Source organism: Shinella sp. HZN7 (assembly GCF_001652565.1).
In the GTDB taxonomy this organism is placed as follows: Bacteria; Pseudomonadota; Alphaproteobacteria; order Rhizobiales; family Rhizobiaceae; genus Shinella; species Shinella granuli.
Genome location: NZ_CP015736.1, coordinates 260,100 through 276,367, shown reverse-complemented (window position 1 = coordinate 276,367; position 16,268 = coordinate 260,100). Strand labels below are relative to the sequence as shown.

The following is a 16,268-nucleotide window of genomic DNA, read 5'->3' as shown; positions in this document are numbered from 1 at the left end:
CGTCACAAACTTTTCACGAAAGGTGTTAGCGGAAGATGCGCAACGATGCCAAGAGGCAGGTCGCGTTCATCGCCGCCATCAGCGATGCGCGCAGGCAGCGCGCAATCACCCTTCGATGCATCGCTTTCCTCGGAAAGCCCGGTCAAACGTCAATCGTTGAGCTCGATCTTCGCGCCAAGGCCCGCCATCAAATCCATGAACTCCGGAAAGCTCGTGGCGATCATCGTTGCGTCGTCCACGGTGACCGGGTTTTCCGAGACGAGGCCCATGACGAGGAAGCTCATGGCGATGCGGTGGTCGAGATGGGTGGCGACGGCGGCGCCAGAAGCATTGCCGAGGCCCTTGCCGTCCGGGCGGCCGCGCACGACGAGCGAGGCTTCGCCTTCGTCGCAATCGACGCCATTGAGCTTCAAGCCGACCGCGACGGCCGAGAGGCGGTCGCTTTCCTTGACGCGCAGTTCTTCGAGGCCGTTCATGACGGTCGTGCCTTCCGCGAAGGCCGCCGCGACGGCGAGAACCGGATATTCGTCGATCATCGACGGCGCGCGGTCTTCCGGCACCGTTACGCCCTTCAGTGCCGAGGAGCGCACGCGAAGATCCGCCACGTCCTCGCCGCCGGCAAGGCGCGGGTTCAGCACTTCGATATTGGCTCCCATTTCCTGCAGCGTCAGGATGAGGCCAGTGCGGGTGGGGTTCATCAGCACGTTGAGGATGGTGACATCCGAATCCGGCACGAGCAGTGCCGCGACCAGCGGGAAGGCCGTCGAGGACGGATCGCCCGGCACGTCGATGACCTGGCCTGTGAGTTTTCCCTGGCCTTCCAGGCGGATCGTGCGCACGCCGTCCGTATCCGTCTCGACGGAGAGGTTGGCGCCGAAACCCTGCAGCATCTTTTCGGTATGGTCACGTGTCATGACCGGCTCGATGACGGTGGTGATGCCGGGCGTGTTGAGGCCGGCGAGCAGCACGGCGGACTTCACCTGCGCGGAGGCCATCGGCACGCGGTAGGTGATCGGCGTCGGCGTCTTCGGCCCACGCAGCGTGACCGGCAGGCGGTCGCCATCGGCGGACGTCACCTGCACGCCCATTTCGCGCAAGGGGTTGAGAACGCGGCCCATCGGGCGCTTGGTGAGCGAGGCGTCGCCGACGAATGTCGAATCGAAATCATAGACGCCAACGAGGCCCATGGTGAGGCGGCAGCCGGTGCCGGCATTGCCGAAATCGAGCGGGGCTTCCGGCGCGAGCAGCGCGCCATTGCCGAGGCCGTTGATGATCCAGGTGTCGCCGTCCTTGCGGATCTTCGCGCCCATGGCCTGCATGGCCTTGCCCGTATTGATCACGTCCTCGCCCTCGAGGAGGCCCGTGATGCGCGTCTCGCCGCTGGCAAGGCCGCCGAACATGAAGGAGCGGTGGGAAATCGACTTGTCGCCGGGGATGCGGACGGTCCCGGACAGGCCGGAGGATTTGCGGGCGGTTGCGGGCCGTGCACTGGCGCCATGCGACATGGTCGTCTTCCTTATATACATCCACATATACATCCACGGCTCCCCGGAGAGGATCGCCCGGGGAGAACGCGGGCTTGCTATCACAAACGATTTAAAGCGTCATCATCCCGTCGAAAAACATTCGTCACGATGCCTCAACCGAACCGGCCCGAAGTTAGGCTTTGACAGGATTGTCCAAGACGATTAAGGGGACCGGCTAATCATTTTACCGTTCAACGCGCCGGAAACCCCGGCCCCGCCGGAAACATACGGCACAGAGAAGGCTTTGACTGTGGCAAAAGCGGAACTCGGAACCAAACGCATCGATCCGGAAACCGGCAGGAAATTCTACGACCTGAACCGCGACCCCATCGTTTCCCCCTACACGGGCAAGTCCTATCCGCTCTCCTTCTTCGAGGAAACGTCGGCGGCTGCGATCCTCGAAAAGGATGAGGACGAGGACGTCAACGAAGTCGATACCGAGAACACGGAAGTCGAACTCGTTTCGCTCGAGGATGCCGACGAGGATGCAGCGGGCGGCGACGACCTGCCGGACCTCGGCGACGACGACGTGGAGATCGACGGCGACGAGGACGACACGTTCCTGGAACAGGACGAAGACGACGACGATGACGACATGAGCGACCTCATCGGCGTGACCGGCGACGAAGACGAAGCATAAGAGATTGATTTTCCGGCCGGTTTCAAAAAAATCGGCCGGATTTCATTTTTCGGCTTGCCATCTCCGAAACCCGGAAGTAATAAGCCGCCACACCGAACGGCAACACCGCTTCGGTTCCCGGAAACCGGCTCTGCCGGACCCTTATGGGGCTATAGCTCAGCTGGGAGAGCGCTTGCATGGCATGCAAGAGGTCAGCGGTTCGATCCCGCTTAGCTCCACCAAACTTCTCCCGATAATACAGCAGTTTACCAATCAGCGTCTTTCGTTGATTCCCCTTTAAGACTTCGGGGCATCCCGAGGACGGAAATCGACTTGCCTTTTCATAATGTTGCGCCCATTGCGTGATTATCGCATATTTGCTATATAGCCTTCATGCGATGGACGGTTGAAACCCTCGACATTGTCGATTCAGAAATCGAGGCGTTGCCACCCGGACTTCAGTATCCGCCTCATGGGAAGCGGTCGAGAACGTTGGGCTTGAGCAGTTGCGGGGACCGCACGTCAAGCACCTAGAAGGCAAGCTTTGGGAACTGCGCGCCAAGGCTTTCGAAGGTATCGCACGCGGCATTTACGTGACCGTCACCGGACGGCGCGTGGTCATCCTGCATGTCTTCGTGAAGAAGTCGCAGAAGACCCCGAAAGCCGCCCTTGAGATTGCGAGAGCGCGAATGAAAGAGGTGAAGCCATGACGAAGATTGCAGACCTCAAGAAGAAGCTGATGGACAACCCGGAATTCCGGCAGGAATACGAGAAGGCCGACGCGGAATTCCGGCTTATCGAAACCCTCGTCCATGCCAGGACGAAGGCCAAGCTTTCCCAGGCCGAACTCGCAAAGCGCATCGGCACGACGCAATCGGCCATCGCTCGATTGGAAGGGGGCGGCGTTTCCCCTTCCCTCTCTACCCTGCGCCGATATGCCGAGGCCACTGGAGCCAGGCTCGAAATCAATCTGGTGACGCCCTGAGCGGGAGCGGCCGCATCCATAATCCGCCGCTCTACGGCTGCTCGCGCATGCCCGGCGTTGCTTCGCGCTGGTCGGCGTCCTCCAGGTCGGTCTTCACGATGAAGGCGTCGGTGTGCTGGCGGGCGGCTTCGCGCATGGCGGCGAGGTTCGGGACGTCGTCGCCCTCGATCTCGCCGTCGCCCTGGTCGATCTCTCGTTCGGCCTGATACCAGTGGTCATCCGGCTTGCCGTCGGGCTGGCCTTCCTGCAGCCAGAGTTCGTGGGCGCGCTTGCGGATCTTCTCTTCGCGATCGTCGGTCATGGACAGGCTCCCTTCCGTTTCTGCGATAACGGCAGAGGGGAGGAGATGTTCCGGCACCCTGCCCTCGCCCTGGCGCCATTATGTCCCCGCTTGCGCCGTTCAGGAAGCGCGAATAAGCATGTCCTGTCGCGCGTCTCTGGCATGACGCACGCCTTGTCGGGGGACAATCATGAGCTTCACGGAAACGACGACCACGTCCTGGTTCTCCAGGCTGAAGGGGGCGCTGATCAAGATCGTGGTCGGCTTCATCCTGCTCATCGCCTGCATCTGGCTTCTCTTCTGGAACGAAGGCCGATCGGTGAAGACCTACCGGGCGCTCGTCGAGGGCGCGGGCCTCGTCGTCTCCGTCGACAACGGCAGCGTGGATCCGGTAAACGAGGGCAAGCTGGTGCACATTTCCGGGCCGGTGAAGCCGGTCGGCGTGCCGGAGGACGACGTGCTCGGCGTTTCGGCCGAAGGCGCGGCGGGGCTCGAGCGCATCGTGGAAATGTACCAGTGGGTGGAGACATCGAAGTCGGAGACGCGCAAGCAGCTCGGCGGCAGCGAGGAGACGGTCACCACCTATTCCTATCACAAGGAATGGAAGCGCAACGCGGTCAGCTCCAGCGGTTTCCGGCAGGCGGGCCATGACAATCCGCAAAAGCCGATCGACGATGCGAGTTTCCCGGTCAAGTCCGCGACGATCGGCGCGTTCAGCGTGGATGGCCGCGCCGTCGCGCGCCTCGGCGACGAACGGCCCGTGCCGCTTACCGCGCTCGACGCCAACCGGATCGGCGAGGCCGTGACGCTCGGCAAGCCCGTCTCGACGATCGCCGGCCAGGCCGTCTTCTCGTTCAATCCCGAAGATCCGCAGGTCGGCGACATCCGCATCCGCTTCGAACGCTCCGACATTGCCGAGGCGAGTTTCGTCGGTGCCCAGCGCGGCAGCGGCTTGACGCCCTACAGGACGACGAACGGGCGCGATCTCTTCCTCAGCCAGGCCGGCCTCGTCGATGCGGCCGCCATGTTCGATGCGGCGCAGAGCGAGAACACGATCATCACCTGGCTGGTGCGGGTCGGCGGGCTCGTCGGCATCTTCGTCGGCTTCGCCTTCATCCTGTCGATCCTCGGCGTCATCGCCGATGTCGTGCCCTTCGTCGGCTCCATCGTGCGCTTCGGCACGACGGCGGTCGCACTCATCCTCACCCTGCTGATCGGACCCGCGGTCATCGCCATCGCGTGGATCGCCTATCGCCCGCTGGTCGCCATCGCGGTTCTCGCGGTCGGTGTTGCTCTGGCGGCGGGCATCCTCTATCTGCGGCGGGGCAAGGCGGCGACAACGCCGGCCCTCGGGCGCGCCTGAAGCCGACGACAACCGGATGAGCGGATAAAGTTTGACCTATTACGCCTCGAAAATTTTCTGGCTGGCGGCGCAACCGCTCTCGCTCGCCCTTCTGCTGCTGCTGCTCGGCCTCCTGGCCGGCCTCTTCAAATGGCACCGCCTTCGCTCCGCGGCGAGCGGGCTTGCGGCTCTCGTGCTCTTCGTGACGCTGTTCACCACGACAGGCCCCGTCCTCCTGCAGGTGCTGGAGGATCGCATCCCGCGGGCGGAGCTGCCCGCCGGCGGGCCGGGCTGCATCATCATGCTCGGGGGCGGCGTGGAGGCGGAGGTGATCGCGGCACGCGGTGGCTTCGAAATGAACCAGGCGGGCGACCGCTTCATCGAGACGCTGCGGCTGGCGCGGGACTTTCCGGCGGCGCGCATCCTCATTTCCGGTGGCGACGGCTCGCTGAGCGGCAACTATGAGGGCGATGCGGCGGTTGCGACACGCTTCTTCGAAGCCTTCGGCGTGCCGGTCGACCGGCTGATCCGCGAGACGGAATCCCGCACGACCTTCGAGAACGTCGCGAACACGAAGGACCTGCTCGCCGCGAACGGGCTGGACCGCTGCCTGCTGGTGACCTCGGCCTTCCACATGCCGCGCTCGGTCGGCCTCTTCAGCAAACTTGGCCTCGACGTCCTGCCCTGGCCGACGGATTTCCGCACGACGGGCCGCACCGGCCTCGCGCTCGACTTCACCCAGCCCTCGACCAACAGCCAGCTAACGACGACGGCGCTCAGGGAATGGACAGGGCTGCTGCTCTACTACGTCGCGGGCCGCACCCACGCGCTCTTCCCGCAATAGGCCTACTTCTTCGAGATCGTGTCGAACTGCGCACCGCGCACGCGAATGGTCATGATGCAATATTCGGGATCGTCCCGCCCGCAGCTTACGGCATTGGCCTTCAGCTCCAGCACCATGTTGCCGTAGCGCTTCTTCATCTCGTAGCCGTAGAGATCGGCATTGGCGGCGAGGAAATAGCCGCCTTCCGCGACCTGGATGTAGAATTCGTGGGGGCAGCCGACATTGCCGCACAGGCCGCCCGGAACGCCATCGCAGTTGACCGCGCCGAGATTGAAGATCGCATCGACGATGCCGTCATTGTTGAAATCGACATTGTCTGCAAAATCCTCGCCATAGACCGGCGTCTTGCAGCGCTTGGCGACGGTCGCCTCGACGGCCGCCCTGGCATCCGGCACGATCTCCGCCGCGCGGACCGGCAGGGCGGTCGAAACGAGCACGGCGGCAAGAAGGGCGAGCGTTCTGATGCGGATGGCCATCTGTCAAACCTTTCCATGGCGGGCGATTCGGTCAATATGCAGACGGGCCGGCGCTGCGCCTGATTCTGCCCGGGCGTACGGGCGCGCACTCTAGCGCGGGAAAGCTGTCGCGAGGCTTGGGCGGCGAAGGAGGAATGCGTGTCGATCCTGGAACTGCTCGATTACACGGGCGTCGCCGTCTTTGCCGCCACCGGTGCACTCTCGGCCTCGCGCAAGCAGCTCGACATCATCGGCTTTCTCTTCCTCGCCGCCGCGACCGGCATCGGCGGCGGCACGTTCCGCGATGTCATCCTCGGCGCGACGCCGGTCTTCTGGGTGGTCAATCCGACCTATCTCATCGTCTGCGTGGCGGTGGCGCTCGTCGTCTTCGTGCTGGCGCACCGGATCGAGTCGCGCTACCGCCTGCTGCTCTGGCTCGATGCGATGGGCGTCTCGGCCTATTGCGTGATGGGCGCGGCCAAAGGACTAGCCGCCACCGGCTCGCCGACGGTGGCGATCACGACCGGCGTTCTCACCGCGAGCTTCGGCGGCATCCTGCGCGATCTCCTGGCGGGCGAGCCCTCCGTGCTGCTGCGGCCGGAAGTCTATATCACCGCGGCGCTCATCGGCGCGGCCGGTTTCACGGCGGCGAGCGTGGTGGGCGCGCCGCTCTGGGCCGCCTCGGCCATCGGCATCGGCGCAGCCTTCATCGTGCGCGGCGGGGCGTTGCGATTCGGCTGGTGCTTTCCCGTCTACAAGCCGCGGCCGGGGCGGCATCCCGACGACGTGATGTGAAGCCGAGGAGCAACCGTCCTTCAGTTCAGGCCGGCATGAGCCGAAGGGTGGCTGGTCCTAGCCCTTCTTCGGGCGCAGGCGGATGATCACGTCGACGTGTGCGATCTCCATGCCCTCGGGCGGCTCCGGCAGGTTGCCGATGGCGATGTTGCTGACGGGAATGTCGAGAATGTGGTTCTCGCCCTCGATGAAGAAGTGGTGGTGGTCCGATACGTTGGTGTCGAAATAGGTCTTCGAGCTTTCGACCGCCAAGACGCGGATGAGGCCGGCTTCGGTGAACTGGTGCAGCGTGTTGTAGACGGTCGCCAGCGAGACCGGGACGCCGGCGGTGACGGCTTCCTCGTGCAGCTCCTCCACCGTCAGGTGGCGATCGCCCTTAGCGAAGAGCAGGTCGCCGAGTGCCACGCGCTGGCGCGTCGGGCGCAGGCCGCAATGGCGCAGGCGCTCTTCAATGGGCATCTCGTGTGCATGCGTCATGGGCGACGGATCCGCTTGTCTGGCCTTGAACAACAATCTTGAACTTTCGATATAACTTTACGAGCGTCGGGATTCAATAGGATTGCGGCGGCCTGAAGGCGCCCAACATGCGGAAAAACCGGGGCCTTTGCTCCTGTCACGGCAATTTGCACTGGCTGTCACCGCTGGCATCATGTATGCGGACTGCTGAATGAACGTCCCGCTCGAAGAAGGCGGGGCGACAAAAAGGAGAAGACCCGGGTGCTTCAATTCGCACCACACCTTCTCTAAATCTAACGCAGACCAAGCGTTGTTCAGACCGGGGATGAGACATTCGATGACGACCAGGCAATCCAGCTACAACTACGAGGAAATCCTGCGCTGCGGCCGCGGCGAGCTGTTCGGCCCCGGCAATGCCCAGCTTCCTCTGCCGCCCATGCTGATGGTCCACCGCATCACCGACATCTCCGAGACCGGCGGCGCCTTCGACAAGGGCTATATCCGCGCCGAATACGACGTGAAGCCCGACGACTGGTATTTCCCCTGCCACTTCCAGGGCAACCCGATCATGCCGGGCTGCCTCGGCCTCGACGGCATGTGGCAGCTCACCGGCTTCTTCCTCGGCTGGCTGGGCGAACCCGGCCGCGGCATGGCACTTTCGACCGGTGAAGTGAAGTTCAAGGGCATGGTCCGCCCGCACACGAAGCTCCTCGAATACGGCATCGACTTCAAGCGCGTCATGCGCGGCCGTCTCGTGCTCGGCACGGCGGACGGCTGGCTGAAGGCCGATGGCGAGACCATCTACCAGGCGACCGACCTGCGCGTCGGCCTGTCGAAGGACAAGGAAGCTTAAGGCGGCGCGAGCCACCGGAAGCCAGAGGGCGGCGGTCAGCCGCCTTCACAACGAGACGTTCTAGAAAAGGTCAGAAACATGAGACGGGTAGTTGTCACGGGTCTGGGGATCGTATCCTCCATCGGGAACAATGCGGACGAGGTGACGGCGTCGCTGCGCGACGCGCGCTCGGGCATCAGCTTCTCGCAGGATTTCGCCGACCACGGCTTCAAGTGCCAGGTCTGGGGCGCGCCGAGCATCGACACGAGCGAGCTCGTCGATCGCCGCGCCGCCCGCTTCCTTTCGCAGGGCGGCTCCTGGAACCACGTCGCCATGAAACAGGCGATCGCCGATTCCGGCCTGGAGGAGGCAGACTACGCCGCCAACGAGCGCACCGGCATCATCATGGGTTCGGGCGGTCCTTCCACCCGCACGCTGATCGAAGCGGCCGAGATCACGCTCAAGAACAATTCGCCGAAGCGCATCGGCCCCTTCGCGGTGCCGAAGGCCATGTCCTCGACGGCGTCGGCAACGCTTGCCACCTGGTTCAAGATCCACGGCGTCAACTATTCGATCTCGTCGGCCTGCTCGACCTCGGCGCACTGCATCGGCAATGCCGCCGAGATGATCCAGTGGGGCAAGCAGGACATCATGTTCGCCGGCGGGCACGAGGACCTCGACTGGACCATGTCGAACCTCTTCGACGCCATGGGCGCCATGTCCTCAAAGTACAACGACACGCCCGCGACGGCCTCGCGCGCCTATGACGTCAGCCGCGACGGCTTCGTCATCGCCGGCGGCGCCGGCGTTCTGGTTCTCGAGGAGCTGGAGCACGCCAAGGCACGCGGTGCGAAGATTTACGCCGAAATCGTCGGCTACGGCGCGACCTCGGACGGCTACGACATGGTGGCCCCGTCGGGCGAAGGCGCGGTGCGCTGCATGCGCCAGGCGCTCTCCACCGTGAAGGGCGACGTCGACTACATCAACACGCACGGCACCTCGACGCCCGTCGGCGACAGCAAGGAGATCGGCGCGATCCGCGAAGTCTTCGGCGACAAGATCCCGCACATCCAGTCGACCAAGTCGCTGACCGGCCACTCGCTGGGCGCGGCCGGCGTGCAGGAATCGATCTACGGCCTCCTGATGATGCAGGCCGGCTTCATCGGCGAAAGCGCGCACATCACCGAGCTCGACCCGGAATTCGACGGCGTGCCGATCGTGCGCAAGCGCATCGACAATGCCAAGATCGACACGGTTCTCTCCAACTCCTTCGGCTTCGGCGGCACGAACGCCACGCTGGTCTTCCAGCGCCACAACGGATGACGTCAATGACGGGGATCATGAACGGCAAGCGCGGCCTCATCATGGGGGTCGCGAACAACCATTCCATCGCGTGGGGGATCGCGCAGAAACTGGCCGGTGCGGGCGCGGAGCTCGCCTTCACCTACCAGGGCGAGGCGCTCGGCAAGCGCGTCAAGCCGCTCGCCGCCGAGCTCGGCTCGGATTTCGTCATTCCCTGCGACGTCGAGGACATCACCTCGGTCGATGCGACGATCGACGCGATCAAGGAGAAGTGGGGCAAGCTCGATTTCGTCGTGCACGCCATCGGTTTTTCCGACAAGAACGAGCTGAAGGGCCTCTACGCGGACACCTCGCGCGACAATTTCTCGCGCACCATGGTGATCTCCTGCTTCTCCTTCACGGAGATCGCCAAGCGCGCGGCCGATCTCATGACCGACGGCGGCGCGATGCTGACGCTGACCTATGGCGGCTCCACGCGCATCATGCCGAACTACAATGTCATGGGCGTTGCCAAGGCGGCGCTGGAAGCGTCCGTGCGCTACCTTGCCGGCGACTACGGTCCGCGCGGCATCCGCGTCAACGCGATCTCGGCCGGCCCGATCCGCACGCTCGCCGGCGCCGGCATTTCGGATGCGCGCGCCATGCTGTCCTGGCAGCAGAAGAACGCACCGCTCCGCCGCACCGTCACCATCGAGGATGTCGGCAATTCGGCGCTGTACCTGCTCTCGGACCTGTCGAGCGGCGTCACCGGCGAAATCCACTATGTGGATTCCGGCTACAACATCACTTCCATGCCGACGCTGGAGCGTCTGGCGAAGGCCGACAGCGAATAAACAGGAAAGCGCGGCGCGAAGTTTCGAACTTCGCGCCGTTTCCTTCGGCCGGTCAAAGCGCCATCAGCACGGCGACGAGCAGGATCACGGCCGCCAGGATGCCAAGGAACAGCATGCGCACGCGGCTGTTCATCTCCAGCGGCTTGCCATCCGCGCCGCGCCGCAGAAAGGCGAGCGGCACTTCGGAGGTCGGCGTATGCCCCTCCGCTTCCTTCACATCCTTGGCGATGACTTCCGCCACATCTTCCATCATGGGCGGTCTTGCAGGTCCAAAAGCCATTGCGGGTCTCCTGAACGAGAGCGATCCGGGAATGGTGGACCTCTTTCGGCAAAATGGCAATCGGCCCTAATCGAGCACGGCCGGCACGAGCGACAGCACCAGCAGCAACGCCATCGCCCGGTTGAACATCCTGAGGCTGCGTTCGCGCGTGAGGAAGCGTGCCGCGCCGACGCCGATCCCCGTCCATGCCAGCGTGCTGGCCAGCGTCGCACCGCCGAAGATGACGGCGAAGGCCGTGGGCACGGCGAGGTCTCCCGCCGCGTCCTTGCCATAGGTGACGACCGCGCCTGCGACCATGACCCAGAGCTTCGGATTGACGAGCTGCAGCAGGGCGCCCTCGAAGAAGCCGAACGGGCGCTGCCTGCCGCCTTCCGCCGCCGATGCGGCGGGCGCGGCATTGGCGATGCGCCAGGCGAGCCAGAGCAGGTAGGCGATGCCCAGCCACTTCAGCACCATTTGCAAGCGCGGTGCGGCGATGATCGAGCTGCCGAGGGCCGCGACGATGAAGATGATGACGGCGACGCCGGCCCCCATGCCGATCGCCACCGGCAGGGTGCGGTAAAAGCCGTAATTCGCACCCGACGCGGTCACCATCGTGTTGTTCGGTCCCGGCGTGCCCGCCATGGCGAATGCGAAGCCCGAAGCGGCCAGAAGCCAGGTCCAATCCATGTTGCTCTCCTCATCGAAACGGCGGCAGCCTAGCCGGCCCGGCGCGCAACGGGGTTGCCAAGATGCCAGGTCTGGAGAAGAATTTGGCATTTCCTGCCGCCAGATGGCTTGAACGTTTGTGAGGATTCCAATGCCGCTCGACGACATAGACCGCCGCATCCTTCGAGAGCTTCAGAAGAACGGCCGGCTGCAGAATATCGAACTTGCCAAGCGGGTCGGGCTGTCACCCTCGCCCTGCCTGCGCCGGGTCAAGCTGCTGGAGGAAGCAGGCATCATCAGCCGCTACGTGGCCGTCGTCGACCAGGCCAAGGTTGGCTTGCGGCTTTCCATGTTCGCCCGCATCTCGCTGACGGCGCAGGATGCCGAGACGATCGATCATTTCATCGCGGCGATGAAGCGGCTGCCCGAGGTGGTGGAGTGCTACATCATGCTGGGCGAGAGCGACGCGCTGCTGCGCGTCGTCGTTTCGGATCTCGAAGACTACCGCCGCTTCCAGGCGGCGAACCTCACGCGCAGGAACGGGATCCAGTCCGTCAAGACGGACGTGCCGAGCGAGACGATCAAGCAGACCTTCGCGCTGCCGCTGTAAGGCTTTGCAGCCCCCTGCGGCCGCCCGGCACCAGCGTCAGCGCCGGCCCCAGAGAACCTTGAAGCGGGCGTTGCGGCAGACTTCGCCGCTCTCCTTGAAGACTTCCTTCAGCACCGGCTCGTAGGGCAGTCCGCGATTGGCGACCATCAACAGGCGCCCGCCGGCCTTCAACGACTTCGCCGCCATGCGGATCATGCCGGCACCAAGCGAATGGTCGGCGGCATGGCCTTCGTGGAAGGGCGGATTCATGACGATGAGGTCGTAATGGTCGCGCGGCGTCTCGGCCGTCAGGTCGAACCAGTAGTAGCGGGCCGGGATGTTCGGGCAGTTCTCCGCCATGTTCTCCTTGGCAGCTTCGAGCGCCTCGTAATGCGCCTCGAAGAGGTCGATGCCCTTCACCTGCGGCGCGCGGCCGCCGAGCATGACGGAAAGGTAGCCCCAGCCCGAGCCGAAATCGGCAGCGTGACCTTGGAAATCCTCCGGGATGCGGGTGGCCAGCAATTCGGAGCCTTCGTCGATCCGGTCGTGCGAGAACATGCCCGGCGCCGCCGTGAAGCGGCCGACGATGCGCACCGGCTTTGCCGCCAGCTTGGCGATCGCGTCGGCCGGGTCCTCCGGGCGGGCGAACCAGATGGCGAGACCGTGGTACTTCGGCATGTAGTCACCGGTCAGACCGAGCTGGTCGAGGCGCTTGCGCATGGACTGCACGCCATCTTCCTTGCTGCCGGCAACGACGATGAGGCCGCCCGTGCGCACCCGGCACAGCGCCTCGGCGATGCGGTTCTCGTTCTCGCCCTTGTGCTTGTTCATCAGCACCAGCGCGCCATCATAATCCTCGCCCTCGATCAGCGGCTTGACGGGCACGCGCAGCGCCTCCAGGCCGCGATGGAGCGAGCGCAGCGGCTGCACCGCCTCGAGCGCGGCGCCAAAACCTTCCGGCGGGCGCTGACCGGCTTCCGCGCCGAGGAAGAGATAGCGTTCGCCTTCTTCCGGCAGGCCGAGCGTGCCGGAGGCGAAGGGGTGGAACAGCGTTTTCAGGGCATCGCGGGTCATGGGCGGGTTTCCGGCGGCAGGGCAGTTCCAGGAGGGCGTGACGCCGCTTGGCGTGGAACGACATGGAACGAGAGTGACAATCAAAGGAAAGGGGCGCGGAACGTGCCGCCCCGCGCCCCCTCTGAACATAGAAGGTCCGATTACTCGGCGGCTTCGCCGTCGCCCTTCTTCTCGGCGGCGACTTCCTTGCCGGTCGCCTGGTCGACGACCTTCATGGAGAGGCGCACCTTGCCGCGCTCGTCGAAGCCCATCAGCTTGACCCAGACCTTGTCGCCTTCCTTGACGACGTCGGAGGTCTTGGCGACCCGCTCCTGGGCGAGCTGCGAGATGTGCACGAGGCCGTCGCGCGGACCGAAGAAGTTGACGAAGGCGCCGAAATCGGCGGTCTTGACGACCGTGCCTTCGTAGATCTGGCCGACTTCCGGCTCGGCGACGATCGAGTGGATCCACTTGCGGGCCGCTTCGATCTCCTTGCCGGAGGACGATGCGATCTTGATCGTGCCGTCGTCTTCGATGTTGATCTTGGCGCCGGTCTTTTCGACGATCTCGCGGATGACCTTGCCGCCCGTGCCGATGACTTCACGGATCTTGTCGACCGGGATGGTCATGACTTCGATGCGCGGAGCGAATTCGCCGAGCTGGCTGCGGCCTTCGGAGATGGCCTTGGCCATTTCGCCGAGGATGTGCTTGCGGCCGCCCTGTGCCTGGCCGAGAGCGACCTTCATGATCTCCTCGGTGATACCGGCGATCTTGATGTCCATCTGCAGCGAGGTGATGCCTTCGGCCGTGCCGGCGACTTTGAAGTCCATGTCGCCGAGGTGGTCTTCGTCACCGAGGATGTCGGAGAGAACGGCGAAACGGTCGCCTTCGAGGATCAGGCCCATGGCGATACCGGCAACCGGCTTTGCCAGCGGAACGCCGGCGTCCATGAGAGCGAGCGAGGTGCCGCAGACCGTTGCCATCGAGGACGAGCCGTTCGATTCGGTGATCTCGGAGACGACGCGCAGCGTGTAGGGGAACTGCTCGGCCGTCGGCAGCATCGGGCGGATGGCGCGCCAGGCGAGCTTGCCATGGCCGATTTCGCGGCGGCCCGGGGAGCCCATGCGGCCCGTTTCACCGACCGAGTAGGGCGGGAAGTTGTAGTGCAGCAGGAAGCGTTCCTTGTACATGCCGGTCAGGCTGTCGACATACTGCTCGTCTTCGCCCGTGCCGAGGGTCGCGACGACGACCGCCTGGGTTTCGCCGCGCGTGAAGAGGGCCGAGCCGTGCGTGCGCGGCAGGATACCGACTTCCGAGACGATCGGGCGAACGGTTTCGAGATCGCGGCCGTCGATGCGGCTCTTGGTGTCGAGGATGTTCCAGCGGACGATCTTGGCCTGCAGGTGCTTGAAGATGGCACCGATGACTTCTGCGTTGTACTTCGGCTCGACGCCTTCCGGCAGGAAGTGCGCCTTCACCTTGGCCTTGACGGCGTCGACGGCGGCGTAACGGTCGGCCTTCTGGGTGATCTTGTAGGCGGCGCGAAGCTCGGCTTCGGCAAGGCCGAGCATTTCGGCTTCGAGTTCGGAATGGTCTTCCGGGGTGAAGTCGCGCGGTTCCTTGGCGGCGACTTCAGCGAGCTTGATGATCGCGTCGATGACCGGCTGGAAGCCCTTGTGGCCGAACATGACGGCGCCGAGCATGACCTCTTCGTTGAGCTCCTTGGCTTCGGACTCGACCATCAGCACGGCGTCCTGCGTGCCGGCGACGACGAGGTCGAGAACGGACTCGTCCATCTCGTCGAGATGCGGGTTCAGGACGTATTCGCCATTGATGTAGCCGACGCGGGCGCCGCCGACCGGACCCATGAAGGGAACGCCGGAAATGGTGAGCGCTGCGGACGCGGCGACCATCGAGAGAACGTCGGGATTGTTCTCGAGGTCATGCTGAACGACGGTGACGACCACCTGCGTGTCGTTCTTGTAGCCTTCCGGGAAGAGCGGGCGGATCGGGCGATCGATCAGGCGGGAAACGAGGGTTTCGTTTTCGCTCGGACGGCCTTCACGCTTGAAGTAGCCGCCCGGGATCTTGCCGGCGGCGTAGGTCTTTTCCTGATAGTTGACGGTGAGCGGGAAGAAATCCTGGCCGGGCTTGGGCGCCTTGGCGGAAACGACGGTGGCGAGAACGACGGTTTCGCCGTAGGTCGCGAGAACGGCGCCGTCAGCCTGGCGGGCGATCTTGCCGGTTTCCAGCTTGAGCGGGCGGCCCGCCCATTCGATTTCAACCGTATGGGTATCGAACATGTCTTGTCCTTCTTTGCAGATACGCGCACCGCCGCCCGAAAGGCGCAGGTGGTCTATCCGCGTTATGACGCATCATGGGCAAGACAACGGGAGGCTTCCGGGTGCGGCTCGTGACCTTTGCGGCCTTGAGGCCTTTCAGCCCGCCGACGACAGGCGCGCGCCTGAAGCATCCTGCAATCCTGCCCCATGACAGGTCATCGGTTGGTTCCGCAGGACCGGCCCATCCGGCCTGCTGGAGAATCCCGTTTCGCGAGGCGGTCGCAACCGGCACAGGCGGAACGGTACGGCGGAAGCAACTTCCGCAAAAGAAAGCGGCGGGCGCTCGCAAGGAACGCCCGCCGAAATTGCTTAGCGGCGAATACCGAGGGCAGCAATCAGCTTGCTGTAACGGGATTCGTCCTTCTTCTTGAGGTAGTCAAGAAGCGAGCGGCGGCTGGAAACCAGCGTCAGAAGGCCACGACGGGAGTGGTTGTCCTTCTTGTGGTCCTTGAAATGGCCGGTCAGGTTGTTGATACGCTCGGTCAGGATCGCGACCTGAACTTCCGGAGAACCGGTATCGCCTTCCTTGGTGGCGTATTCCTTGATCAGCGCAGCCTTGCGCTCAGCAGTGATCGACATCGTATGTCCTTTCATGAATGGGAACAAAGGTCGCCAAAAGCCGGGATGTCGTCCAGCGATGGCCGTGAAGGCAAGCGGGGAAAGCCCCGCATTGCTGGCGGTGCCTATAAACCATTCCCTCGTGAAAGGAAAGAGCCGTCGTCAATGCCTGTCAGCGCCGCTCGGCCGGCTGACTGGGCGCGGCCTCGCGCGCATCGCCCGGCCGCTTGCAGACGATATAGGCGCCGAACACCCAGCCGAGCCGCTCGCCCTGCCGCGCGACGAAAAGCCAATGTTTCGCGCCGATCTTCATCTCGTCGACGATCTCGACCTGTGTCCCATTCACAAGCGTCGTCAGGATCGTGCCGTTCGGGGCCGAACGCACGTTGAGCGGCGTGCCGGTCGGGTCGTCGACCGTGCACTGGCCGTAGGCGGCAAAGGCGGTGGAAGCCGAAAGGGCAAGGCACGCCGAGACGGCGGCCCCATGCAGCAATGACGTCATGAAACACACCTGCCGTCGATGCAGCGG

The 16,268-nt window shown here is 64.2% G+C and carries 21 protein-coding genes and 1 tRNA gene; 11 read left to right on the top strand and 11 right to left on the bottom strand.

Annotated elements, in window-relative coordinates; all coding sequences use genetic code 11:
* Positions 1-2: 2 nt before the first annotated feature.
* Both shn_RS36265 and aroA read right to left on the bottom strand, forming a co-directional pair.
* Entirely contained in the window at positions 3-146 is a 144-nt protein-coding gene (locus tag shn_RS36265; protein ID WP_162853145.1) for a hypothetical protein, read from the bottom strand.
* A gap of 3 nt (positions 147-149) precedes the next feature.
* Positions 150-1,505 (bottom strand): 3-phosphoshikimate 1-carboxyvinyltransferase, encoded by a 1,356-nt coding sequence (gene aroA / locus shn_RS01365; protein WP_064328835.1) that lies wholly within the window; start codon positions 1,503-1,505, stop codon positions 150-152.
* 271 nt (positions 1,506-1,776) lie between these two features.
* Between aroA and shn_RS01360 the strand changes: the two genes are divergently transcribed.
* From shn_RS01360 to shn_RS01345, 4 genes are all read left to right on the top strand, one after another.
* The gene (locus shn_RS01360) at positions 1,777-2,166 is read left to right on the top strand and encodes a TIGR02300 family protein (protein ID WP_064328834.1); all 390 of its coding nucleotides are present in this window, start codon (positions 1,777-1,779) and stop codon (positions 2,164-2,166) included.
* Positions 2,167-2,311: 145 nt separating this feature from the next.
* Positions 2,312-2,387, top strand: a tRNA-Ala gene (locus tag shn_RS01355).
* Positions 2,388-2,651: 264 nt separating this feature from the next.
* Positions 2,652-2,855 carry a type II toxin-antitoxin system RelE/ParE family toxin gene (locus shn_RS37570; RefSeq protein ID WP_206362195.1) on the top strand — a complete coding sequence of 68 codons (204 nt, stop codon included), beginning with the start codon at positions 2,652-2,654 and terminating at the stop codon, positions 2,853-2,855.
* The gene (locus shn_RS01345; protein ID WP_064328833.1) at positions 2,852-3,130 is read left to right on the top strand and encodes a helix-turn-helix domain-containing protein; all 279 of its coding nucleotides are present in this window, start codon (positions 2,852-2,854) and stop codon (positions 3,128-3,130) included. The genes shn_RS37570 and shn_RS01345 overlap by 4 nt, the downstream gene beginning before the upstream one ends.
* 31 nt (positions 3,131-3,161) lie before the next feature.
* On the opposite strand, the gene shn_RS01340 is transcribed toward shn_RS01345, so the two are convergent.
* Positions 3,162-3,431, bottom strand: a complete 270-nt coding sequence (locus shn_RS01340; RefSeq protein WP_064328832.1) for a DUF2934 domain-containing protein — start codon at positions 3,429-3,431, stop codon at positions 3,162-3,164.
* A 169-nt stretch (positions 3,432-3,600) separates the two neighbouring features.
* On the opposite strand from shn_RS01340, the gene shn_RS01335 reads away from it, so the two are divergent.
* Together shn_RS01335 and shn_RS01330 are read left to right on the top strand one after the other, a co-directional pair.
* On the top strand, positions 3,601-4,773 hold the full coding sequence (locus shn_RS01335) for a TMEM43 family protein (protein ID WP_064328831.1): 1,173 nt from the start codon (positions 3,601-3,603) through the stop codon (positions 4,771-4,773).
* Positions 4,774-4,804: 31 nt separating this feature from the next.
* Positions 4,805-5,596: a YdcF family protein gene (locus tag shn_RS01330; RefSeq protein ID WP_064328830.1), complete on the top strand. Its 792-nt coding sequence runs from the start codon at positions 4,805-4,807 to the stop codon at positions 5,594-5,596.
* 2 nt (positions 5,597-5,598) lie between these two features.
* Here shn_RS01330 and shn_RS01325 read toward each other — a convergent pair whose 3' ends face one another.
* Positions 5,599-6,072: a hypothetical protein gene (locus tag shn_RS01325; protein ID WP_084437695.1), complete on the bottom strand. Its 474-nt coding sequence runs from the start codon at positions 6,070-6,072 to the stop codon at positions 5,599-5,601.
* A gap of 138 nt (positions 6,073-6,210) precedes the next feature.
* Between shn_RS01325 and shn_RS01320 the strand changes: the two genes are divergently transcribed.
* Entirely contained in the window at positions 6,211-6,846 is a 636-nt protein-coding gene (locus tag shn_RS01320) for a trimeric intracellular cation channel family protein (RefSeq protein ID WP_064328829.1), read from the top strand.
* A gap of 57 nt (positions 6,847-6,903) precedes the next feature.
* Here the strand turns inward: shn_RS01320 and irrA are convergent, their stop codons facing one another.
* Positions 6,904-7,323 (bottom strand): iron response transcriptional regulator IrrA, encoded by a 420-nt coding sequence (gene irrA / locus shn_RS01315; RefSeq protein WP_064328828.1) that lies wholly within the window; start codon positions 7,321-7,323, stop codon positions 6,904-6,906.
* A gap of 316 nt (positions 7,324-7,639) precedes the next feature.
* Between irrA and fabA the strand changes: the two genes are divergently transcribed.
* The 3 genes from fabA (at position 7,640) to fabI (ending at position 10,269) form a co-directional block, all read left to right on the top strand.
* Positions 7,640-8,155, top strand: a complete 516-nt coding sequence (gene fabA / locus shn_RS01310; RefSeq protein ID WP_064328827.1) for a 3-hydroxyacyl-[acyl-carrier-protein] dehydratase FabA — start codon at positions 7,640-7,642, stop codon at positions 8,153-8,155.
* A gap of 78 nt (positions 8,156-8,233) precedes the next feature.
* A complete protein-coding gene (gene fabB / locus shn_RS01305; protein ID WP_064328826.1) occupies positions 8,234-9,457 on the top strand; it encodes a beta-ketoacyl-ACP synthase I in 1,224 nt (407 codons plus the stop codon).
* Positions 9,458-9,462: 5 nt separating this feature from the next.
* Positions 9,463-10,269 carry an enoyl-ACP reductase FabI gene (gene fabI, locus shn_RS01300; RefSeq protein WP_064328825.1) on the top strand — a complete coding sequence of 269 codons (807 nt, stop codon included), beginning with the start codon at positions 9,463-9,465 and terminating at the stop codon, positions 10,267-10,269.
* 52 nt (positions 10,270-10,321) lie between these two features.
* On the opposite strand, the gene shn_RS01295 is transcribed toward fabI, so the two are convergent.
* Positions 10,322-10,549 carry a hypothetical protein gene (locus shn_RS01295; RefSeq protein ID WP_133035946.1) on the bottom strand — a complete coding sequence of 76 codons (228 nt, stop codon included), beginning with the start codon at positions 10,547-10,549 and terminating at the stop codon, positions 10,322-10,324.
* Positions 10,550-10,615: 66 nt separating this feature from the next.
* On the bottom strand, positions 10,616-11,218 hold the full coding sequence (locus shn_RS01290) for a LysE family translocator (RefSeq protein ID WP_064328824.1): 603 nt from the start codon (positions 11,216-11,218) through the stop codon (positions 10,616-10,618).
* A 130-nt stretch (positions 11,219-11,348) separates the two neighbouring features.
* On the opposite strand from shn_RS01290, the gene shn_RS01285 reads away from it, so the two are divergent.
* Positions 11,349-11,807 (top strand): Lrp/AsnC family transcriptional regulator, encoded by a 459-nt coding sequence (locus shn_RS01285; protein ID WP_064328823.1) that lies wholly within the window; start codon positions 11,349-11,351, stop codon positions 11,805-11,807.
* A gap of 36 nt (positions 11,808-11,843) precedes the next feature.
* On the opposite strand, the gene shn_RS01280 is transcribed toward shn_RS01285, so the two are convergent.
* The 4 genes from shn_RS01280 to shn_RS01265 form a co-directional block, all read right to left on the bottom strand.
* Entirely contained in the window at positions 11,844-12,860 is a 1,017-nt protein-coding gene (locus shn_RS01280; protein ID WP_064328822.1) for a class I SAM-dependent methyltransferase, read from the bottom strand.
* Positions 12,861-13,000: 140 nt separating this feature from the next.
* Positions 13,001-15,142, bottom strand: coding sequence for a polyribonucleotide nucleotidyltransferase (pnp, locus tag shn_RS01275; protein ID WP_064328821.1), 2,142 nt, complete (start codon positions 15,140-15,142; stop codon positions 13,001-13,003).
* Between the two features lie 348 nt (positions 15,143-15,490).
* The gene (rpsO, locus tag shn_RS01270) at positions 15,491-15,760 is read right to left on the bottom strand and encodes a 30S ribosomal protein S15 (protein WP_064328820.1); all 270 of its coding nucleotides are present in this window, start codon (positions 15,758-15,760) and stop codon (positions 15,491-15,493) included.
* Between the two features lie 151 nt (positions 15,761-15,911).
* Positions 15,912-16,241 (bottom strand): SH3 domain-containing protein, encoded by a 330-nt coding sequence (locus shn_RS01265; protein ID WP_064328819.1) that lies wholly within the window; start codon positions 16,239-16,241, stop codon positions 15,912-15,914.
* Positions 16,242-16,268: the final 27 nt, after the last annotated feature.